This is a genomic window from Paenibacillus sp. ov031 (assembly GCF_900143165.1).
GTDB lineage: Bacteria > Bacillota > Bacilli > Paenibacillales > Paenibacillaceae > Paenibacillus > Paenibacillus marchantiae.
This window is the reverse complement of sequence record NZ_FRDO01000002.1, coordinates 338,566-361,545: the sequence shown is the minus strand read 5'-3', so window position 1 is coordinate 361,545 and position 22,980 is coordinate 338,566. Positions and strand designations below refer to the sequence as shown.

The 22,980-nt window shown below is 49.0% G+C and carries 18 protein-coding genes; 11 read left to right on the top strand and 7 right to left on the bottom strand.

Annotated elements, in window-relative coordinates:
* Positions 1 to 147: 147 nt before the first annotated feature.
* Both BUA17_RS11810 and BUA17_RS11805 read left to right on the top strand, forming a co-directional pair.
* On the top strand, positions 148 to 1,626 hold the full coding sequence (locus tag BUA17_RS11810; RefSeq protein ID WP_072733719.1) for an alpha-amylase: 1,479 nt from the start codon (positions 148 to 150) through the stop codon (positions 1,624 to 1,626).
* Between the two features lie 202 nt (positions 1,627 to 1,828).
* Positions 1,829 to 2,443: a hypothetical protein gene (locus BUA17_RS11805; protein ID WP_072733718.1), complete on the top strand. Its 615-nt coding sequence runs from the start codon at positions 1,829 to 1,831 to the stop codon at positions 2,441 to 2,443.
* An 86-nt stretch (positions 2,444 to 2,529) separates the two neighbouring features.
* On the opposite strand, the gene BUA17_RS11800 is transcribed toward BUA17_RS11805, so the two are convergent.
* A complete protein-coding gene (locus BUA17_RS11800; RefSeq protein ID WP_072733717.1) occupies positions 2,530 to 3,276 on the bottom strand; it encodes an MBL fold metallo-hydrolase in 747 nt (248 codons plus the stop codon).
* A gap of 204 nt (positions 3,277 to 3,480) precedes the next feature.
* Here BUA17_RS11800 and uxaC point away from each other — a divergent pair, with 204 nt between their 5' ends.
* The 4 genes from uxaC to BUA17_RS11780 all read left to right on the top strand — a co-directional run bounded on the left by uxaC (position 3,481) and on the right by BUA17_RS11780 (position 9,267).
* Positions 3,481 to 4,923, top strand: a complete 1,443-nt coding sequence (uxaC, locus tag BUA17_RS11795) for a glucuronate isomerase (protein WP_072733716.1) — start codon at positions 3,481 to 3,483, stop codon at positions 4,921 to 4,923.
* A gap of 200 nt (positions 4,924 to 5,123) precedes the next feature.
* Complete coding sequence (locus BUA17_RS11790) at positions 5,124 to 5,666, top strand: MarR family winged helix-turn-helix transcriptional regulator (RefSeq protein ID WP_063567315.1); 543 nt, start codon at positions 5,124 to 5,126, stop codon at positions 5,664 to 5,666.
* A complete protein-coding gene (locus BUA17_RS11785; RefSeq protein ID WP_072733715.1) occupies positions 5,663 to 7,390 on the top strand; it encodes an ABC transporter ATP-binding protein in 1,728 nt (575 codons plus the stop codon). The genes BUA17_RS11790 and BUA17_RS11785 overlap by 4 nt, the downstream gene beginning before the upstream one ends.
* Positions 7,387 to 9,267 carry an ABC transporter ATP-binding protein gene (locus BUA17_RS11780; protein WP_072733714.1) on the top strand — a complete coding sequence of 627 codons (1,881 nt, stop codon included), beginning with the start codon at positions 7,387 to 7,389 and terminating at the stop codon, positions 9,265 to 9,267. Before BUA17_RS11785 ends, BUA17_RS11780 begins: the two co-directional genes overlap by 4 nt.
* A gap of 100 nt (positions 9,268 to 9,367) precedes the next feature.
* Here BUA17_RS11780 and BUA17_RS11775 read toward each other — a convergent pair whose 3' ends face one another.
* The gene (locus tag BUA17_RS11775; RefSeq protein ID WP_063567312.1) at positions 9,368 to 9,958 is read right to left on the bottom strand and encodes a hypothetical protein; all 591 of its coding nucleotides are present in this window, start codon (positions 9,956 to 9,958) and stop codon (positions 9,368 to 9,370) included.
* Between the two features lie 288 nt (positions 9,959 to 10,246).
* Between BUA17_RS11775 and BUA17_RS11770 the strand changes: the two genes are divergently transcribed.
* Positions 10,247 to 11,458, top strand: a complete 1,212-nt coding sequence (locus BUA17_RS11770) for a serpin family protein (protein WP_211754047.1) — start codon at positions 10,247 to 10,249, stop codon at positions 11,456 to 11,458.
* A gap of 13 nt (positions 11,459 to 11,471) precedes the next feature.
* On the opposite strand, the gene BUA17_RS11765 is transcribed toward BUA17_RS11770, so the two are convergent.
* Entirely contained in the window at positions 11,472 to 12,053 is a 582-nt protein-coding gene (locus BUA17_RS11765) for a GNAT family N-acetyltransferase (RefSeq protein WP_072733712.1), read from the bottom strand.
* Positions 12,054 to 12,137: 84 nt separating this feature from the next.
* Entirely contained in the window at positions 12,138 to 12,761 is a 624-nt protein-coding gene (locus BUA17_RS11760; protein ID WP_064641773.1) for a TetR/AcrR family transcriptional regulator, read from the bottom strand.
* 180 nt (positions 12,762 to 12,941) lie between these two features.
* Here BUA17_RS11760 and BUA17_RS11755 point away from each other — a divergent pair, with 180 nt between their 5' ends.
* Both BUA17_RS11755 and BUA17_RS11750 read left to right on the top strand, forming a co-directional pair.
* Entirely contained in the window at positions 12,942 to 15,173 is a 2,232-nt protein-coding gene (locus BUA17_RS11755) for an MMPL family transporter (RefSeq protein WP_072733711.1), read from the top strand.
* A gap of 276 nt (positions 15,174 to 15,449) precedes the next feature.
* A complete protein-coding gene (locus BUA17_RS11750) occupies positions 15,450 to 16,403 on the top strand; it encodes a nucleoside hydrolase (RefSeq protein ID WP_063567354.1) in 954 nt (317 codons plus the stop codon).
* Between the two features lie 161 nt (positions 16,404 to 16,564).
* Here the strand turns inward: BUA17_RS11750 and BUA17_RS11745 are convergent, their stop codons facing one another.
* From BUA17_RS11745 to BUA17_RS11735, 3 genes are all read right to left on the bottom strand, one after another.
* Entirely contained in the window at positions 16,565 to 18,283 is a 1,719-nt protein-coding gene (locus BUA17_RS11745; RefSeq protein WP_063567307.1) for a methyl-accepting chemotaxis protein, read from the bottom strand.
* Positions 18,284 to 18,557: 274 nt separating this feature from the next.
* The gene (locus BUA17_RS11740; RefSeq protein ID WP_211754046.1) at positions 18,558 to 19,295 is read right to left on the bottom strand and encodes a DUF3105 domain-containing protein; all 738 of its coding nucleotides are present in this window, start codon (positions 19,293 to 19,295) and stop codon (positions 18,558 to 18,560) included.
* A 264-nt stretch (positions 19,296 to 19,559) separates the two neighbouring features.
* Entirely contained in the window at positions 19,560 to 20,474 is a 915-nt protein-coding gene (locus BUA17_RS11735; RefSeq protein WP_072733709.1) for a zinc ribbon domain-containing protein, read from the bottom strand.
* A gap of 302 nt (positions 20,475 to 20,776) precedes the next feature.
* On the opposite strand from BUA17_RS11735, the gene efeO reads away from it, so the two are divergent.
* Together efeO and efeB are read left to right on the top strand one after the other, a co-directional pair.
* Entirely contained in the window at positions 20,777 to 21,673 is an 897-nt protein-coding gene (gene efeO, locus BUA17_RS11730; protein ID WP_072733708.1) for an iron uptake system protein EfeO, read from the top strand.
* Between the two features lie 4 nt (positions 21,674 to 21,677).
* Entirely contained in the window at positions 21,678 to 22,952 is a 1,275-nt protein-coding gene (efeB, locus tag BUA17_RS11725) for an iron uptake transporter deferrochelatase/peroxidase subunit (RefSeq protein WP_072733707.1), read from the top strand.
* Positions 22,953 to 22,980: the final 28 nt, after the last annotated feature.

Genomic DNA, 22,980 nt, shown 5'->3' with positions numbered 1-22,980 from the left:
CGATCGCAGACTTTCCGGCTTTCTTTTCTGTCCATGATTGAAGGGTAGGCCGAAAAGGGTATTACTTGGATAGCATACGAACGAACAAGGACGATACAGATACGTGCCGTGGTCCGCTTCGAAAGCAATCAAGGAGGTCGGTTGGGAATGAAGAGAAATCATACGATGATGCAGTTTTTTGAATGGCACCTGGCCGCAGACGGAAACCACTGGAAACGATTGGCCGAAATGGCGCCAAAACTGAAAGCCAAAGGCATTGACTCCGTGTGGGTGCCTCCGGTGACCAAAGCCGTGTCTGCCGAGGATACCGGTTACGGCGTATATGACCTGTACGATCTGGGCGAATTTGACCAGAAAGGCAGCGTGCGCACCAAATACGGTACCAAGCAGGAACTGGTGGATGCGATTGCTGAGTGCCAGAAGAATGGTGTTGCCGTCTATGTGGATCTGGTGATGAACCATAAGGCGGGGGCCGATGAGACGGAAGTCTTCAAGGTGATTGAGGTTGATCCCAATGATCGATTGAAGGAAATCTCCAAACCGTTCGAGATTGAGGGCTGGACCAAATTCACATTTCCGGGCCGCGGGGATCAGTACTCCTCTTTCAAATGGAACGCCGAACACTTCAACGGTACAGACTTTGATGCCAAGGAAGAACGGAGCGGTGTGTTCCGCATTGCAGGGGAGAACAAGAACTGGAATCAAAATGTCGACGATGAGTTCGGCAACTATGATTACCTGATGTTCGCCAATATCGATTACAATCACCCGGATGTCCGGCAGGAAATGCTCCAATGGGGAAAATGGCTCATCGATACGCTGCAATGCAGCGGTTTTCGACTGGATGCGATCAAACATATCAACCACGAATTCATCAAGGAATTCGCTGCTGAGATGATCCGCAAACGCGGGCAGGACTTCTACATTGTAGGTGAGTTCTGGAACTCCAATCTCGATGCATGCCGTGAATTCCTGGATACGGTGGACTATCAGATTGATCTGTTCGATGTGTCCCTGCATTACAAACTTCATGAAGCCTCTCTGGCTGGGCGGGATTTCGATCTTTCCAAGATTTTTGATGATACCCTGGTGCAGACACATCCAACGCATGCTGTAACGTTTGTCGATAACCATGATTCCCAACCGCATGAAGCGCTGGAATCCTGGGTAGGCGATTGGTTCAAGCCGAGCGCATATGCGCTGACGCTGCTGCGTCGTGACGGTTATCCGGTTGTCTTTTACGGTGATTATTACGGCATTGGTGGTCCCGAACCTGTCGAGGGCAAGAAGGACATTCTCGACATTCTGATGTCAGCCCGTTACGACAAAGCTTATGGAGAGCAGGAAGATTACTTCGATCACGCGAACACGATTGGGTGGGTACGCCGCGGGGTGGACGAAATCGAAGGTTCTGGTTGTGCAGTAGTTATCTCGAATGGTGATGATGGTGAGAAAAGGATGTTTGTTGGCGAACACCGTGCTGGCGAGCTCTGGACCGATCTGACGCACAGCTGTGAGGACGACATCACTATTGAGAAAGACGGTTGGGCCACTTTCCATGTATGTGGTGGAGGCGTCTCCGTGTGGGCTCTCCCGAATCAGGGTGAGGAATCTTCCGCTAAATAATACGTTGAGGATCAGTAAATCTTCATATAGAATGTTAAACCACCTGAACTGGCGATCTATCTGCCAGGCAGGTGGTTTATTTATGTTAGGTAGACTAAGCTTATTCGTGTTATCCTTATATGGAATAATAAACCAATATAATGATTGCTATTAAAATAGATTCGTGATCATTTTAGATAGATCATACCGAGGGGGAAATCGGGTGAGGAAATTAGTACAGTTGGGGTTGTTTGTGCTTGTGCTGGCGGTTTGTCTGGGGGCTTGCAGTTTGGGAACAAACAAAGGGCCAAGGGGAGAACCGAAGCGAACGGATGATTATACGCTGAATACCGAGCGAAGAGATTTGACCCAGCGTTTGCTGGAAAATCCAGATTCCTTTCAGGAGCGTTTGCCAGATGATTATAGCTTGACTGCTACCGTTAGGGTTCATCATGAATCTGATCTGGACCGCATTATATATGAGATTTCTGTTCAAGAGGCCCGGGTACCGATGGTCAATGTAATACAGTCTTTTACACTTGATCCATCCTTGATGAACAGCATTAACGCAACTGAGCTCCTCAACTCCAATGCGGTAAATACGCACGAGACTACTCTGGGTCCTGGAAAAGAACCGTTGGGATTAAGTTTACTCAGAGATTATATTTTGAAGCCCAAAGCGGAGATCCATAGTAATAGCATTAAAACGTATCAGGATATGTATATCAAAATTTCCTACGGACCAAATGATCAGCGTACGGAAGATTACATTCATGTTAAAGCCAAACCATCTCCTGAAACTATTGAATATATGAAATCATGGAATGCAGATCAATAGAAAGGCAGCACCGGAAAGCTCCTTCAAAGGAACCTGAATGGATGCTGCCTCTTTATTTTGGTGATACATATAGTTCGAGTTGCGTACTACACTTCCAGTTCAAACGACTCCAGCGTGCCCACCATTCTTAGATCATGTTCTTGGTTGAACTGTGCCCGTTTGTCCGCATCAGCGTATTCATCATGATAATGCATGAGCACGGTTTTCTGTCTCACTTCGGCAGGCAGTTGTTGCAGATCCTTCAGTGAGGTATGTGATTTGATCACCAGATCATGCATATGACATTCGTGGAAAATTAGCTGTACGTCTGCGGCGGCCTGCTCAACCCGTTCCTGATCCAGCGTGCTATCTGCGCTATAGTAGAAGTAGGGTTTTGCGAGAAGGCCATTGCTGACCATACCCGGCACGTGCTGTGTTCGAAAAGTCTCAAACGTTACGCCCCCCAGCTCAAATGTGCCTCCATCCGGTAAAGGTACGATATCATAATAGTCGCTCATCGTACGCTCCCCATCGGTTGTATAACGCATGCCTGGGGATAAAATGTTCCATAACGGATCAACTAGTTCCTCGTGAATAAACAGGCGTGGCTTGCGGTCGCCCACAATCTGTGAATAATATCCGAGCATCTGTACTCCGTTAATATGATCTTCATGCAGATGGGTAATAAACACATTGTGAATATCCGTCATTGGAAAGCCGTATTCCTTTAATGCTTTTGCATTGGATTCCGGAAAATCAATCACCAGATGTGTATCGCCGAATTCGGCCAGCATACTGTTGTGGTGTTGCTCTACACTGAACATGTCTCCTGTACCGAGAAATGTTATTTTCATCCATTTCATCTCCTTCTATCATCTTCAGATCAGCATCAATTAGATTAAAAACAGTATACCTCGTTCCAGGAAATATGCCTAAATCAACCTTTTGTGATAACGCTATCATTTTATATTGAACTTTGTGGGCAAACAGTGTAGCGTAAAGATTGGGAAGTGAACCCATATGAACGTAAACTCACCTAAAGGGAGCGTGCGAGGCGAATGAAGTCTTTTCTGGATGAACAATTTTTGCTGCACAATGAAACGGCGATCAGGTTATATGAGGACTATGCGAAAGACATGCCGATTATTGACTATCACTGCCACTTAAGTCCACAGGAGATCTACGAGAATAAAACCTTTGGCAATATTACAGAGGCTTGGTTATACGGTGATCACTACAAATGGCGGCTGATGCGCGCAAACGGGATTGAGGAGCAGTACATTACGGGAGGAGAGGGCGTAACCGATTATGATCGTTTTCTGGCGTACGCCAAAACTGTACCGATGATGATTGGTAACCCGCTGTACGCGTGGTCTCATTTGGAATTACAGCGTTATTTCGGTGTCTATGAAGTGTTGAATGAGACGAGCGCCCCGGCCATCTGGGAAAAAGTAAATGCGAAGCTGAACAGTGACGGATTCGGTGCACGTGATCTCATTACCAAATCCAATGTTACCGTGGTATGCACGACGGATGATCCGTGTGATTCCTTGGAATACCACCTGAAGATTCAGGAGATCGAAGGTTTCGATACCGCTGTACTGCCTTCATTCCGTCCGGATAAAGGATTGGAATTGAACCGTGACACCTTCTCGGAATGGGTAGGCAAGCTGTCGCAGGCAGCCGGAACGGCGATTTCCGATTATGACTCATTCCTCTCGGCCCTAGAGTCCCGGGTAGAGTTCTTCCACTCCGTAGGAGGCCGGGTGTCTGACCATGCACTCGATTATGTACCTTACGGCACGGCCACACGTGAGGAAGCAGCAGCGATTTTTGCCAAGGCTATTGCAGGGGAGAAGGTTAGTCGTGAGGAAGAGGACAAGTACAAGACGGTAACACTGACTTTCCTCGGCAAGCTGTACGCAGATCGGGGCTGGGTAATGCAGTTCCATATTAATGCGGCCCGCAACAATAACAGCCGTATGTTCGCCCAGCTTGGCCCGGATACCGGTTATGATTCCGTTAATGATACGCCGCTTTCCTCAGCCATGATCGGATTACTCGATGCGCTGGAGCAGCAGCATGCGCTGCCGAAAACGATCCTGTATTCCTTGAATCCTCGGGACAATGAAGTGCTCGCAGCGATTATCGGCAGCTTCCAGGGCGGCGGCATTCCAGGCAAAATCCAGCTTGGTGCAGCCTGGTGGTTCAACGATACGAAGGACGGCATGCTTGCTCAAATGAAGGCGCTGGCGAATGTAGGTCTAATCAGCCGTTTCGTCGGTATGCTAACCGATTCCCGCAGTTTCCTCTCTTACACACGACATGAGTATTTCCGCCGCCTGGTCTGCAACCTCATCGGTGAATGGGCCGAACAGGGCGAGGTACCACATGATATGGAACTGCTTGGACAGATCGTACAGGGCATCGCCTACAACAATGCGAAGGAGTATTTCCCTTTTGCTTCTGCGCTCAAAACTGTTTCTGCTTCACAGTCCTGATTCTTATATTTTGGTTCAAAACCGTGACTTTAAAGTCACGGTTTTTTGGTGTGCATTTGCTATTTGACATTCAACTTTCGCAGGAATATACTTAGTACACCTAATTAATTGATTGGCTATTTAATTGGAATGCTATTTAATAGATGCCCTATGATGTTGGACGTCTATGGAATGATAATGAAATTAAAGGGGGGACAATAATGACTGGCATAGATCCGGTTGCCCAGAAGCTTTTGTATTCCATAATGCAGTTTAATAAAGGCAAATGGAGGCAACATAAACCACATGGGCGTAATCACAATGAAATTATGGTACTGGGTTGTTTGCTCCACGGCATGCATCCGGGAGAACGATTGAATTGGCAGGATAATCCTCCTAATTTCAATGACACACTACATTCAAATCATCCAGGACTAAAAGTATCGGAAATTAGTGCTTTGTTGCGTGTGAAATCGCCGACGATTACTCCTGTCATTCGAGGGCTTGAAGACGAAGGGCTGGTTGAACGAACCATGGACCCGGAGGATCGTCGCGCAGTCCGCATCACCATTACCGAAGCAGGTCGTGAAATTATTCGGGCGGCACATCAGGAGCGCATGGAGATATTTAATAAGCTCGTTGAGCATCTGGGTGAGGAAGACAGTCTTCAATTAGCGGCATTGTTGACCAAGGTGTACACCTTTTTTGATACAAAGGTTTCCCAACAGATGGATGCGTCCACACAAGGAGATGATAAGCCATGATGAAATTGTTTCGCATGCTTAAGCCTTACCGAGTCCCCATTTTCTTCATACTGGGTCTGGTGCTGTTACAGTCGTTAGCTGAACTGTATTTGCCAACCCTGATGGCGGACATCGTTAATGGCGGCATAATAAAAGGAGATGTTCCATATATCTGGCAGATTGGTGGCTGGATGCTGGTGATTGCGATAGCAGGAACGGCTTGTTCCATCACAGCCAGTTACCTTTCATCCCGCACAGCGGGTGGATTTGCCAAACAGCTGCGCAGCAGAGTATTCCGCCATGTGGAGAACTATTCGCTGCAGGAATTTGATAAATTGGGTACAGCTTCACTAATTACCCGTACCACCAATGATATTACGCAGGTACAGAACGTATTAACGATGATGCTGCGCATGATGGTTATGGCTCCGATGATGTGTATCGGTGGTATCTTCATGGCGGTATCCCAGGATGCCAAATTATCGACCATCTTCCTGGTTGTCTTGCCTGTACTGGCTGGAGCCATTGCACTGATTGGTGCGAAAGGTCTACCTTTGTTCAAACAAATTCAGAAAAAACTCGACCGACTCAATCTGGTCCTGCGTGAGCAACTAACTGGGATTCGCGTGGTTCGTTCCTTTAATCGTGGGGAACATGAACGTGCTCGCTTTAATGGAGCCAATACAGATCTGAGAGACGTTTCCATTAAAGTGAATGTGCTCATGGCAACATTAATGCCTGTTATGATGCTGGTTATGAACTTTTCAATGATTGCCATCCTGTATTTCGGTGGACAGCGTATCGACAGCGGGAATATGAATATTGGTTCATTAATTGCCTTTATTCAATATGCGATGCAAATCATGTTCTCCCTCATTATGGTCTCCATTATCTTTGTCATGATTCCAAGAGCTTCGGCTTCGGCAGAGCGGATCAACGAAGTATTGGATATGCATCCGGATCTCAGCAACCCAGAGCAGCCTCGTGAGATGAAATCGCTGCAAGGCACGATTGAATTCGATAACGTGACATTCCGTTATCCGGGTGCGGAAAATGCTGCGTTGTCAGGCATTTCATTTACGGCACGCCCGGGTGAGACCACAGCGATTATTGGGGGTACGGGCTCAGGTAAATCCACATTGCTCAGTCTCATTCCACGTTTTTATGATGTAACGGAGGGCAGTGTACGGGTAAATGGAACAGATGTCCGTGAGCTACGGCAGGAAGATCTGCGGGCCAAAATCGGATTTGTACCACAAAAAGCGATTCTTTTCACCGGAACAATTGCGGAGAATATCCGCCACGGGAAGGATGACGCTACGATGGAGGAGATTGTTCGAGCCGCTCAAACGGCCCAGGCAGAGAACTTCATTACGGAGATGAAAGACGGTTACGATAGCGTCATTGCGCAGGGAGGTAACAACGTATCCGGTGGACAGAAGCAGCGTTTGTCCATTGCACGCGCACTGGTTCGCCGTCCGGAAGTATATATTTTTGACGACAGCTTCTCGGCTCTCGATTTCAAAACCGATGCCAAACTTCGTGCTGCCCTGAAGTCCGAAACGACTGAAGCAGCAGTGCTTATTGTGGCTCAGCGCGTAAGTACGGTTATGGATGCAGATCGCATTCTGGTTATGGATGAGGGACGGATTGTCGGTTCGGGAACACATAAAGAGCTGATGGAGCACAATGAAGTATATCGCGAGATTGTATCCTCCCAGCTGACAGAGGAGGAGATCGCATGAGTGAACGTACAGAACGCAAGTCATCTCGTCCCCCTGGCGGGCCGGGTCATCCCGGAGGCGGAATGGGCATGCGGCCTCCCGTGGAGAAAGCGAAGGATTTCAAAGGTACACTGCGACGCTTGATGCGTTATCTTCAGCCCCACAGCTATCGTTTGCTGGGTGTGCTGGTTGCTGCAATTCTAAGTACCGTGTTCAGCATTATCAGCCCAAAGGTTATGGCAGAAGGTACGGATATTCTCAGTAAAGGCGCTATTGCCATCCTTCAGGGTGTACAGGGGGCCGGCATTGATTTTCCTGCCTTGATGAAAGTATTGTATCTGCTTGGGGGACTCTATCTGTTTAGTGCAGCTTTCATGTACATTCAGCAATATCTGATGGCTGGTGTTGCTCAGCGAGTTGTGTATGACATGCGTGAGCAGATCAGTGCCAAGGTTGGACGTCTGCCGCTGAAATATTTTGACTCCCGTACCCACGGGGAAACATTAAGCCGGGCGACGAACGATGTGGACAACATCAGTAATACGCTCCAGCAAAGTTTGGCGCAGTTCATTACGTCTGTAGTCACCATTGTCGGGGTTATCATCATGATGTTGACCATTAGTCCATGGATGACCCTGATAACCATTTTGACACTGCCATTAAGTGTAGTTGTTGTTATTCTGGTGGCATCCCGTTCGCAAAAACACTTTGCAGGCCAGCAGAAATCACTTGGTGAATTGAATGGCCATGTCGAGGAAATGTACACCGGACATAAGGTGGTCAAAGCCTTTGGACGGGAAGAACATTCGGTAGAGCAGTTCGAAAAAGTGAACGAAGAGCTGTATGAATCCGGTTGGAAAGCCCAGTTTATCTCAGGGATTATTATGCCACTGATGACGTTTGTAGGTAACCTTGGTTATGTGCTGATTTGTGTGGTCGGCGGGATCTTTGTTACACGTGGTGCCATCTCCATCGGGGATATCCTTGCATTCACACAGTACTCCCGTCAGTTCACTCAGCCAATTAACCAGATTGCCAACATCTCGAATATCATTCAGTCCACCATCGCTTCGGCGGAGCGGGTATTTGAATTGCTGGATGAGGAGGAAGAGGTTCCAGAATCTTCGAAACCAGTACAATTGCAGCAACCACAGGGTGCCGTTGCATTCCATGGTGTGAATTTTGGATATAAAGCGGATGAGTTACTCATCCAAAATATGAATATTGATGTAAAACCGGGACAGACGGTGGCCATTGTCGGGCCGACTGGAGCGGGTAAAACAACGCTGATCAACCTCCTGATGCGTTTCTACGAAATTCAGGACGGCCAAATTACAATTGACGGTGTTAATATCGTGGACATGGAGCGCGGCAAGCTGCGCAGCCTGTTTGGGATGGTGCTTCAGGACACATGGCTGTTCAACGGAACGATTCGTGACAACATCGCCTATGGCCGAGAAGGCGCAACGGAAGAAGAAGTCATCAAGGCAGCCGATGCGGCCCATGCTGATCACTTCATTCGTACTTTGCCTGATGGATATGATACGGTGCTGAATGAAGAAGCATCGAACATTTCACAGGGGCAGAAACAATTGTTGACTATTGCGAGAGCAATTCTGGCGAATCCGGCCATTCTGATTCTCGATGAAGCGACGAGCAGTGTCGATACACGGACCGAAGTGTTCATCCAGAAAGCGATGAATGATCTGATGAAGGATCGCACCAGCTTTGTCATTGCCCACAGATTGTCCACCATTCGCGGAGCCGACCTGATTCTTGTCATGGATCATGGTAACGTGATTGAGCAGGGTAATCATGAGGAACTGATGGAGAAACAAGGCTTCTATGCTGATCTGTACAACAGTCAGTTTACGGAGCAACAGCCACAGGCGATCTGATCCTAGATGGCGTTAACATAATAGCCGGGTTCACCATTTAGGTGAACCCGGCTATTTGTTTGCTGCCGCGGAAAGTCCCACGATATAATTTCTTCTTTCTTTAGTCCTTTTTCGAATCTTCTGGAGCTTTACCTTCGTTGTCGCCGGATGACGTCTTTACCTCCAGCTTTGGATCTTCGTCTGCTTCCTCAAGCGCAGAAGGTGCCGGCTCGCCCGGTAGTAATTCACGCTGCTCGATCATACGTTTCACGACCTCATAACAGTCCTCAACATGTTTGTTGCCGACATACCGCATGGCTGTAAAGCTGAGCGCGGCAGCCAGTCCTTGACCTGCAAAAGGTACAAATTTGGCGACTGATTTGGTAGCTACGCGTACTCCGACCCTTTTTAGCACGACTACTACCAGTTCTTTGGTTACCATACGTCCAATAACTTTACTTCCGATGGACATGACGAATCCGTAGATCATGGATTTGGTCTCAGGGTCCAACCCGTCGAGCTGTTTTTGCGATAATCCGAATTTATTGTTTATGGCAGGCAGTAGCTGCATGAGCATTCCCACATCAGCCAGGACGTCTGTACCTGGAAGAGGAACGAGTGTTGTACCAGCGGAAGCGGTGGCTCTCTTTTTGACCATGGTGCGGCATTCCTTGCGAACTTGCTCTAATTGTTCCAACGTTGCTGGAATCATAGGGAATCCCTCCATTCGTATATGGTATAGATATAACCGTTTTGACTCGTTTTGAATGGTGTTTTCTACAGTAGAAATTGGTGACCTTAGCATTGAGTGTAAAGTAACCTTTTTTCTCAACCGTACGTCTAGTAAAAAAAGGGAATCAGTAAATTGCTATGACGGGTATCTGAGTATTACGGATGAGGGGGGATTACGATGCATGCACGGTTAGGAGTACTACTGTTATTATGCTGTATAAGTGGGCTGATCATTACGAGCTGTTCAGCAAAGGGGGACCCGAACAAGATGCAATTCAATTTGAATCAGGAGCTGTCCGAATCAGAACGAAAAGCTGCTCTGAAAGAGATCGAACCTGAAACAATCCAATCCATGAACACCATGGGACTGCACATCCTTCAACAGATGGGCGCAAAAGAGAAGACTGATGGGAATAATCTGCTCATCTCTCCTTATAGCATTGCGGCAGCGATTGGCATGGCATATAACGGTAGCGTAGGTGAGACTAGGCGAGAGATGGCAGAGGTCATGGGCTGGTCGGAGCTAGAAATGGAGCAAGTGAATGCTTCTCAAGCGGCTTTGCAGCAGTTGTTGACCCATCCGGGAAAAGGCATACAGATCGGTATTGCGAACTCCATGTGGGTGAAGGACGGAATTCCGGTAGAGGAAACGTACCAAACAGCCGTACAGCAAACGTATGAAGCCGAAATCAGGACACTCAATGGACAACCAGCACAAGCAAAGGAAGAGATCAATCAATGGGTGAAGCAGCACACCGAAGGTATGATTCCAAACTTGATGCAGGAGCCACCTGCAAAGGAAACCCTGATGATTCTGGTGAATGCCATTGCATTTGATGGAAACTGGATGGCTGAGTTTGACCCGGAGTACACGACGGATGATGAGTTTAAGCTGGCAAATGGAAAGGCATTATCTGTGCGGATGATGCATCAGACAAAGCAGTTCCAATACTCGGAGAATGAGGATTGGCAGGCGGTGAGGCTGCCTTACGGAGATGGCCAGATGCATCTGCTTGTCGTTTTACCACGAGAGGGGCGTACGCTGGATGAGGTTCAGCAGCAGTTGCTGGATGACCCAAAACGGCTTGATCGTGGCTCCGAATATAGCCTAGTTGAGCTGTCCTTGCCACGTTTTCGTGCGGAGTATGGCATAAACCTGAAAGAGACGTTGCAGCAGATGGGGATGGAAATGGCCTTTGATCCGTATGCTGCCAATTTCACGGAAATGATGTCTCCCGGGCCGAACTTGCAAGCATACATTGGTCAGGTACTGCATCGTGCCGTGATGGAAGTGAGCGAGCAAGGGACTGTAGCGGCAGCTTCAACGCTGGTAGAGATGCAGGCTGGAAGTGCTCCACCAACTGATCCAATCAAGATGGAGGTTAATCGTCCATTTATGGTTGCTGTAGTGCATAAATCCACTGGAGCATGGTTATTTGCCGGGAACGTAAACCAACCAGATGAGATTCCTTCCCGGTAGCACGTAGTCTTCGTTATCCAAGTATGCTGACATGCCGCTCTCGGAATTCATTCTCCAGCATGCTCATCTGAATGGAATCGTGATATTGATGATTGTAATACAAGGCATCTCGCCGTAAACCTTCACGTTGAAATCCTAGTTTCTCATATGTACGAATCGCACGTTGATTGAAGGCATACACTTCAAGCTCGATTCGGTGCAGATTGCAGATACCGAAGCCGTAGTCCAGCATAAGCAGCAATGCCTCGCTGCCATATCCTTTTCCTTGATGCTCTGTATGATCAATGGCGATTCGGATGTGCGCACTGCGATTTTTGGTATGCATATCCATCAGGGCAATCTCTCCGATGACCTGGTCATTCTCCTGCAAGGCAATCAGCAGCATCAGGCGTGAGTCATCCTGGGCCGCGTTTTCGATGTAACGTTCTACTTGGGTACGGGTGAAGCTGTTTTGTGTTCCAGTAAGTCTGCGCATCTCGGCGTCAAACAATCCGGGGAAATAGGTATCAACGTCAGTCGATTCAAATGGACGCAGATAGATGCGCTTCGTTTCTAACAGACGTGGGATGCGTGCGGATGGTGTTGGTTGGGACATGGTTTATTCCTCCTATGGGTTCAAATCGTCATGCAGGACTGATTGAGCTGGTATCGCCGCATTGGCAAAAGCATGGAGAGATCTTTAAGCCTTGTGAGCGGCTCCGTCCAAAAATAAAGCTACCAGCTCATGTGCCAGATCGGCAATCGTTGCATGCATGTCGCGCACGCCTTCGCGGTTTGCCAGCATCAGCAAGGACGTAAACGCATGGGCAAGCAGCATCGGATTGGCAGATCGCAAATAACCGTTGTCCATCTCCCGCTTAAAGTGGGTGGCGAGGACTTCATAGATGCGGACTTCGGCTTCACGGATCTGGGCCAGCTGATCTGCATCCAGATAGGTATTGGCTTCACGCATCATGGTCTCGGTATCGACGTGGGATTGTTGCATCCGTCCTTCCGCAACTTTCTCCAACCGCTCTTGTAATGTACCTGGTGCATCCATACGGAGAGCTGTCTGCTGCATGCCCATAGCCATCATACTGGTGATGGCGACGGTGAATAGCTGCGGTTTGCTGGAAAAATGATAATAGATCGATGCTTTGGTTACGCCGCATAGCGAGGCGATTTGCTGGAGAGAGACGGGCTCATACCCGTATTCCATAAATAGCCGCGAGGCGGTCATTAGTATTTTCGACTGGGCTGATGCCTGATCGGCACCGGCTTTGGGCCTGCCCGGCGAGCGGGGAGGGTTCGTTTTTTTGCTCATGGTTGCATACCTCTTTACTTATTCATGTTGGCTGTACAAAAGTGTTCACAAAATTAGTATTTGCAATATTAACCTTCCGGTATATATAATTAAGTCAATTATACTATGACCCGTGGTTCATTTCTATATTTATCACATAAAAACGGCTTCATAGAACCAAAATAGGGAGATGAAGAGACAATGCAAGAAGGTTCGGGCTACGGCCGCTGGGTTGCCGGCAAACGAAGCAAATGGATTACACTGTTGGTATGGATCATCATCGCGGTTGTTCTTGGTGTGGTGTGGCCTGCTGTTGGTGACCGTGAAACCAATAACGCGCAGGATCTGAGTGATTCCAAGCCCTCGGTGCAGGCGGCAGCAGTTGCCCAGAAAGAATTTCCCGGCGGCGAAGGTGTTCCCGCTCTTATCGTATGGCGTCAAGCCGGCGGGCTGACGGATGAACAGATTAAGAACATTCAGGCGTTAACGGGGCGACTGGATCAAGATCCGGTGGAGCAGCAGCAATCTGTGGTGCCACTATATCAGTTGCCGCCAGAGGCTCTGAAAGGTCAGCTTTCGGAAGACGGAAGCACCTTGGTTATGCCGCTCTTTTTCAATCAGGAAGCTGATTCGTCACAGTTGAAAGAGGGCATTGAAGCGCTGGAGCAGAAAACGAAAGATATTTTTGGCTCCGATCCATTTGATGTTGCCATCGATGATGCCAGCGCACTAAGTGCACGGGTTACAGGTCCGGTGGGGATATCGATTGATGCAAGTGGATTATTCTCATCTGCGGATGTATCTCTGCTGATTGCAACAGTTGTGCTGGTACTCGTGCTGTTGCTGTTGATCTACCGTTCGCCCGTACTGGCGATTATCCCGATTATTGCAGTTGGGTTCGCTTATATGGTTACCAGTCCGATTCTCGGATTTATGGCGGATCAGGGCTGGATTACAGTGGACGCGCAGTCCATCTCTATTATGACGGTGCTGTTGTTCGGCGCAGGAACGGACTATTGTCTGTTCATGATCTCCAGATTCCGTCAAGTTCTCTATCATGAGCCGGATAAAAAGAAAGCACTCTTCCAGGCGATTACCGGATCGTCCGGTGCGATTGCCATGAGTGGATTTACAGTTGTTGCAGCATTGCTTGTACTGCTGTTCGCAGAATATGGTGCCTATCACCGTTTTGCCGTACCATTCAGTTTATCCATCTTCATCATGTTTATTGCGAGCCTGACGCTGGTTCCGGCTTTGCTCGCGATCTTCGGTCGGGGTTCATTCTATCCGTTTGTACCGCGTACGCATGATATGGAAGTAGAACGTGCGAAGAAAAAAGGCAAACCAGCGCCTGCTCCGCGTAAAATCAAGGAAAGCTGGATTGGCCGTACAGTAGTAACCAAACCGTGGACAGTACTGGCGATTACACTGGTGTTGTTGGGTGGACTGGCTGCTTTCTCTAGCCAAATTAAATTCACGTATGACTTGCTATCGTCCTTCCCGGAGAATGTTGCATCTCGTGAAGGTTTCAAAGTCATTGGAGAACAGTTCTCGGAAGGTGAACTCGCTCCGGCGAAAGTGATTATCGATACAGAAGGCAGCCAGACAGATCTGAAACAACGCCTGGAATCGCTGGATTACGTAAGCAAGGTAGGTGAAGCGCAGCAGGGTGCTGAGAATGCAAACATCACCGCTTACGATGTGGAATTCAATCTGAATCCATACTCTATGGAGGCGATGCAGCATATCCCGGATCTGCGGGCAACGGCTGAACAGGCATTGAAAGATGCTGGAATAACAAGCGTGGACAGCCATGTCTGGATCGACGGTCAGACGGCTGAGCAGTATGATATCGAAGTCACTGGGGAGCGGGATGCCAGCATCATTATCCCAGTGGTGATCGGGATGATCACATTGCTGCTGCTGTTATACCTGCGTTCCGTCGTAGCGACGGCGTATCTGATCGCGACAGTAGTATTATCCTACTTCTCTGCATTAGGCCTGGGTTGGCTCATTATTCACTATGGATTGGGAGCAGACGCCATTCAGGGAGCGATTCCGCTGTATTCCTTCGTATTCCTTGTGGCGCTGGGTGAGGACTACAACATCTTCATGATCTCAAGCATCTGGCAAAAACGCAAAACGATGCCACTTCGCCAAGCGATCAAGGAAGGTGTGGGTGAAACCGGATCTGTTATTACTTCCGCAGGTCTGATTCTCGCAGGTACGTTTGCTGTACTGGCAACACTGCCTATACAGGTGCTAGTGCAGTTCGGTATTATCACGGCTGCGGGTGTCTTGCTCGATACGTTCCTTGTTCGACCGTTCATGGTGCCAGCCATTACAACGTTGCTGGGCAAATGGGCTTTCTGGCCAGGCAAGTATGTGCCTGTTGCAGAGAAAGCCAAAGAGAAACAAAAACAATCCATGTAAACGATGGATAGATTCAGACAAGGACAGCGGGGACCTCAAGCCTACTGTCCTTTTTTACCATTTTCATATTGGAATGCAGGTTGATCTGAGCAAGTGCTGAGATGGAATGGATGAACTGTAAAATATCCGCAGAAACAGAACTGGCCGTTATTTTCTTTGTACGAGGAAGGTTTACGTGGCCAAGGGTTTTGGGACATAATAGAGGTAACGTCAGCCACAGGCAGACGGACGGGATGAACATCAATGGGACAACCAGGGGGAAGGATGAAAACAAGCATGACGAACCAACTTAATGTGTACTTTAACCATGACGGCGGCGTGGATGACCTCGTATCGCTGTTCATGCTTCTGCAAATGGACAATGTAAATGTAACCGGTGTATCGGTTATTCCGGCAGATGGATATCTGGAGCCAGCTACAGATGCCAGCCGTAAAATTATCGATCGCTTCGGCACATATTCCGTAGAGGTAGCGAAATCCAACTCCAGAGGGAAGAATCCGTTTCCTGCGGCGTGGAGATTGCACTCCTTCTATGTAGATGCACTTCCAGTATTGAACGAATCTGGCAAAATGGAAGCTCCTTTGTCTGCCGTTCCGGCTCACCAGCATCTGATTGAGAAAGTGCGCAACACCGAAGGCAAAACGCTGCTCCTGTTCACAGGGCCGCTGACTGACCTCGCGCGTGCACTGGACGAAGCACCAGACATTGAAGAGAAAATCGACAAGCTCGTGTGGATGGGTGGTACGTTCGAAAGAGGGAACGTTGAAGAGCCTGAGCATGATGGTACAGCAGAATGGAACGTATTCTGGGACCCGGAAGCGGCTTACCGTGTATGGCAGAGCGGTATCCAGATTGATCTGGTAGCCCTGGAAAGCACAAACAAAGTGCCTCTGACACCCGCTGTACGTAACCGTTGGGCTGCAGAGCGCCGCTTTGAAGGCGTTGACTTCCTGGGTAACTGTTACGCAGGATGTCCGCCACTGGTGTACAGTGAAACGAATTCCACGTACTATCTGTGGGATGTGTTGACTACGGCTTCCGTTGGACGTGAAGACATCGTGAAGAAGAAAACGGTGAACTGTATTGTGATCCCGGATGGTCCAAGCCAAGGCCGTACGGTGGAACAAGCAGACGGACGTCCAGTACAACTCGTGTATGATACTGATCCAGAAGCGTTCTTCACATACATGACGGATTTGGGCAAAAAAGCTGCTCCGCAGCGTTATTAATTCAGGCAGCCTCAAGGCCAGCCTCCATTAAAGGTAGAACAATAAAAAGCCGCAGGCAGAGTGAGCAGGAATGGGGTAAACCCCATGTTCCTGTTCCCTGCCTTGCGGCTTTTTTGTATTCATCCGGTGGGCTCCCATGGATTGCCCACCTGCAATCCGATTTATATTTTGAATCGGCTTATCAACCCGTTTAACTCACTGGACAACACGCGAAGAGATTCCGCGGACGTGCTCATCTCATCCATCGATTGAAGCTGCCCGTCAGTTGCAGCCGAAACCTCCTGAATGCTGGAAGAGGACTTGCGCGAGATATGTTCCATATCCTCAACGGAAGCAGATACTTCTTCGGCACTCGCGGAGAGCTGTTCGGAAGCGGCGGACACTTCGTGCAGACGTTCATTCATCGTCTCAATGCCGGAATGAATAGACGTGAATGAACGTCCTGCTTCCTGAACAACAGCAAGACCGGCTTGAACTTCTGAGGTACTGGCCGACATATGCGAAGATAAAACGGCAGTCTGTCTCGTCATTTCTGCGATCAGTTCAGTCACATGCTGGGACGATTGCTCTGATTCCCCCGCAAGCTTCCGAACCTCGGAAGCAACAACGGCGAATCCGCTGCCATGTTCCCCGGCCCGAGCAGCTTCAATGCTTGCATTCAATGCAAGCAGACTGGTCTGGGAAGCGATACCCTTCATCATGTGGGCTACCGATTCAATTTTGCTGGAGTATTGCGCAAGCTGGGAGGTAGATGCTTCCATCTGGGCGTTGGCCTGATGAATCTTGTCCATGCGGTCGATCGCGGTGTTGATGTTGGTTTGGCCCTGTATCGCGTTATGGGTCGTCTCCTCGGATACATCAGCCACCATGGAAGATGAATTCGCAATATGCTGCATGCTGCGTGTAATTTCCTCCATCGCTACAGTAACTTCCCCCGCGCGTGCAACCTGCTCCGCAGCCCCTTTGGCTGTGTGATCCGTGTGCTCAGCAATGCGCTGGCTGGCTTCCGCTGTCGCCTGCGAGTGTCTGGATACCCCTTCGGCTGCTTGCAGCAGGGAATCGGAGCTTTTGCGGATGCCTGTCATGACATCTCTTGTATCCGTGACCAGATGTTTGAACTCCGAAGCCAGTTGTCCGACCTCATCCTTCCGTCCAAGCTCGACATCGACGGTCAGATCACCCTTGCCCACCTCAGCAATGATCTTCTTCAGTTTCACGAGAGGACGGGTCAAATAATGAGCAAATCCATAGACCAGCAGCACGCTGAGTAATACGATGGCAAGGGCAGTCCAGATCATGGTCATCCGATTGCGTGTCATCAGCTCGTAGACGGCGGTGGAGTCGAGGTCGGCGCCAACCAGACCAAGCAGTTCCCCATTAGCCCCGTGAATTGGTACATAGGCTGTAATCGTTGCGCCGTACTCATCCTGGGTCAGATCGCCCCGGAAAGGTTCGTTTTGTGCAAAGGCTTGTAGCATTCCCACATAGTGGTTCTCTTCTGGGGACCCGTAGGGAGAGAAATCATCCTCTTCCACATCCGGAGCAGCGCCATCCACCACGTAATAATACGATGCGGCTCCGTTATCTTCACGCTTACCAAGCGTGTATAGATACTTCAATCCATTGGACTGGCGAAGCTGGCTGAGTTGTTCGCGCAATGTATCGTAATACTCGGTTTGATCCTGTCCTGTACTAAGTGGCGCATACAGGGAGGTGTCGATGGATTGCGCTGCTCGTTCGGCAACAGCCTGTGCCTGCATGCCCATCGATTGTTCAACTAGCTGTGCAGATGAGCGATACATGGTAATGCCAAGAACGGCTCCTGCCGCCAGCATCAGACAGGAAAAAAATAAAAAGATACGCATAAACAAACTGTTCATTAGTAGAAATGTTCCCCCTTGATATGTAGGACTATGAATTCTTATATTGAAGTTGGATGAATCGTCTTATTGGGAATGCTTTTGCTACTTTGCTAACGTACATATATGTATTTCATTTCTATTTAAAATATCGGCATCTGCATGATAAAGAATTAGCCCCCGGATCAAGTAGATCCAGGAGCTTATCTTGTTTGAAACGTATAAATGGATATCTCATCTCTTGGACTCCCCATGATTGCAGGAACCATTTGCTGCTGTTACTACAAAGAGGGCTTTACATCGTCCCGCCACCCTGGCGGATGGAGGCAGGGATCTTCTCTGGTCCTTGATTAATATATTTATTAATAAAAGTACCAACTTTGGCATCATCGAATTGGTCCAGCTTCATCGTTTTGGTCCATGCCGTCACGATGACCTCACTGCCCTCGGGGATGTCCTTGTTCGGTACAGCGAGAATACCTGATCCAGCTTTGCGGAACTTGGCAAGGTATTTCAGATGCTCCTTCAGCTCATCACTTGCATTCTCACGGTAATAAATGATGATATCCCCATGCTCCAGATTATGTACTAGGTAAGGATAACCGGGGAAATCGGTGTAGAATCCAAATTTGATATCATGCGGGTTATGAGGCCCCGATGTCGGGATGGTCATCTCATATTGAATCGGCTCTTCCGTATGATCGGCTCCGTAGTATTTATCGTCAGTCACTTCGATCGCAGCACCGGCATTCAGATCCGCAACGTCATACTTGGTAAATGCGCCCTGCATGAAGAAAAGAACAAACGCAATGATCGACACCCCCAGTAGGGCATGAGCAGCCAGGCGGATGGATCGGGTTTTCTTTTTAATCACAGCTCGTTCATTCTTCTTCATATGTGCCAGTACAGACTTCTGGGTGCGTGCAGACCAGATATAAGCTGCGATGGAGAGCAATAGAACGACTGCCCCAATGATAAGCCAAAGATAGGATGTCCCTGCCTCGTGCTCCATTTGCATATGATTCATATTCATGTCCATAATTCCTCAACCCTTCTTAATAAAATGAATGATCACAACCATACACTACATAATGTAGTGTTGATGGCAATGGTACAGGTTCCATTTAAGCATGGAGTGTTTCTCACCTCATATCCTTACGTAAAAAAGGACATACCTTTTACACTACACATTATAGTGTATGGAACGCAACGAGTGCAATCTGCTGACGTTGAAAACAAATGAAGACCCTCCTCGCATAAGCAGGGAGAGCCTTCGTAAGAGCTTTTGAACTAGATACTACATACGACCGTATGGAGAAAACATCAAACTAATCAATCCAATGATTGTAGTGCCCAGAGAGCGAGATAGAATAAAAAACAATACAACATTGGCAATCAACACGCTGTACATGCTATCGATGGCTGCCTTCGTACGATTCAGCGGATACTGGAACAGCACCGTGTTAAGAGATACAAAGATAATCAAATACGAGACAACGAGGAAGAAGATAGCGATGGAATACGAGATAACAATAAACAGATTCGCCAGAACGAGCGACGCTACAGCGGGAACTAGTAATGATCCAAACTGGGCAACCAGCGTTTTGGGGCGAAACGTTATTTTCTCAATCTTCAGTATGGCATACATCAATGCGATCGCAACGATCAAGGAAATGGCGGTGAACAATAGCGGTCTGATAAACCCGCCAATGAACAATCCGTCCATATCCATCCGGCCGAATGTAATCAAAAAGTATGTAGAGGATAGGATCGCAATCAGAGCCATCGTGATCCAGCCGTTAAGAGAGTGCTGTTCACCAACGGTTTTCATGGTTTGATAAGGACGAGTGAGCACACTAAGGAAATAGGATAGATACTGTTTGCTTACTTCTTTGGCTTGCTGAACTTTCTCATTTTGTACGATGTTATTCCACTGATTGGTGTTTTTGTCTCCTGAAGATGAAGCGTCCTCTGTGCTGGAAGAGTCGGATACATGTTGTACAGGTCTGGGAGCAGAAGGTGTGTTGGGAGAAATGGGAGCGTGAGAAGGTGTCGTCTGTGTGCTCGACCAACGGGTATATTCAGGTTCGGCAGCAGCGGATTGTTGCTCCTGAGCGGAATTTGCAGTAGGGGAGGAAGGGGCTAGATTAGCGCCGCACCTCTCGCAAAAACTGGCATTTCCATTTTCATGATTACATACTGGGCATTTCATGGCATGAGCCTCCAATTTCATAAATTAAAGTAATCTAGACATTTTGTCTCATTTTAACGGCTGATGACGAAGTTTGTCTATGTTTTCAAGGGAATTAATACCCGGTATTTTCCACCTGAGTATATGATTAAACTGCTCCCCTTATTTTCATATTGACATAAGTATGCGCCGGAATTATGATGTCATTACCGAAATTGATAATCATTATCATTAAATGAACGTTAATCCAAGGGTTTGTACTCATCGACATATTAATCGCACGAGTATAGACAAATCAGTCTAACCATAGGGAGTGTATCGTGTTGAAAAAAATATTGACATTGCCGGCTGTTGTGCTGGCAACTTCCGTTTTACTCGCCGCTTGCGGCAATAATGAAGCGGCTTCGGACAAGCAGGCAGAAACGCCTGTTGCTCAAAGCGAAAACCAAACTTCCACAGAAACCACGGATGCAGCAGATCAGGAAGCGACCGGGAGCGATTATACAACCGCAGTGGATGGCTATCGCGCGTTTGCAATTGAGCAGATCGATGAATTCGTGAAGCAAACGGAGAAGTTCACGGATGCCGTGAAAGCTGGTGATCTGGAGACTGCCGAATCATTATATGCACCAGCTCGTATGTATTATGAACGCATTGAACCGGTAGCCGAAGCACTTGGCGATCTTGACCCGAATATCGATGCACGTGACGGAGATGTGGAGGCTGCCGACTGGCGCGGATTCCACCGGATTGAGAAATCACTTTGGGAAGACAAGACGACCGAAGGCATGACTGACTTTGCGGATACATTGTTAAGTGATGCGAAGCTCCTGCGTGCTAAAGTCGAGACGATGGATATCGATGCGAGTCTGATGGTAACGGGTGCGGTAGAACTTCTGAATGAGGTTTCCTCCAGCAAGGTAACCGGTGAAGAAGAACGTTATTCCCATACGGATTTGTATGATTTTGCAGCGAATGTAGAGGGAGCACGCGAGATTTATAACCTGCTCAAGGATGATCTGGCTGCCAAAGACAAGGATCTGAATCAGCAAATTGCGGACCGATTCGATGCGCTGGAGAAAGAGCTTGCTCCATTCAAGGATGGAGACGGGTACGTTTCCTATGAGAAGCTGAAGGATGAGGACGTGAAGAAGCTGAGTCAGAACCTGGATGCATTGGCTGAGCCACTGTCGAACATGGGACAAGTACTGGGAGTGTAGAACAATGACTGAGCAGAAAAAGGATTCGCTGAAAAAGCCGTTGTCACGGCGTGAAATGCTGAAGCTGACCGGCGTGGCCGGATTGGGTCTGCTCTTGGGCGGAGGCGGTGCCAGCGGACTGATGGCGCTGGGCCGCAAAAGCAGTTCGGCGGTAGTGAAAGAGGCCGCGCCAGACAAGGGCCTGCCCTTCTATGGCAAGCATCAGGCGGGCATCACCACCCCGGCTCAGGATTTCATCTGCTTCGCCGCCTTTGATGTGACGGCGGGAAGTGCGGATGATCTCCGCCGTCTGTTCAAGAACTGGACGGCTGCCGCCGCTGCCATGGCCGCCGGAGAAATGATTGGCGAACATAATACAACGCTGAATACGCCCCCTACCGATACGGGCGAAGCGGCAGGCCTGACACCGTCACGAACCACGTTGACGTTTGGTGTGGGGCCCTCTTTGTTTGACGGGCGCTTCGGGCTGCAGGGCCGGAAGCCCAAGGGCCTGCGCGATCTGCCGGCATTCGCCGGAGATGCGCTGGACCCGCAGTGGTGTGGTGGCGACCTGTGCGTGCAAGTCTGCGCAGACGATATGCAGGTCGCCTTCCATGCCATCCGCAATCTCGCGCGCATCGCACGCGGGCATGCGGTATTGCGCTGGACGCAGGAAGGATTCCAGCGCACGGGCCGAGCTGACCCTGCGGGTGGAACACCGCGCAACTTGCTCGGCTTCAAGGATGGCACCGGCAATCCGGATACAACGGATGCCGTGCTGATGGACCAGACCGTCTGGGCGCAGCCTGCTGACGGTCCGGGATGGATGGCCGGCGGCAGCTATATGGCCGTCCGCCGGGTTCGTATGCGTGTGGAGGTGTGGGACCGCTCCACACTGAAAGACCAGGAGGCGACATTTGGCCGCCACCGGGATAGCGGAGCGCCGCTCGGCAGCCGCGGCGAGTTCGATCCGGTAGATCTGAAGGCCAAGTCTGCCGATGGACAGCCTGTCATTCCGGCAACGTCACATCTGCGTCTCGCGAAGGGTGATGGCAGTCAGCAAATTTTACGCCGCTCCTACTCGTATTCGAGTGGGCTCGATGCCAAGACCGGACAGCTGGATGCAGGTTTGCTGTTCATTAGTTATCAACGGGACCTGGAGAAGCAGTTTATTCCGATTCAGAAACGACTGGCAAAGAACGACAAGCTGAACGAATATACCGTGCACACAGGCAGTGCTGTATTTGCCTGTTTCCCGGGGATTACGAATGGCGGATATATTGGGGACACCTTGATTTAATAGAAGGTTAGATGGCACTGATCGGTTT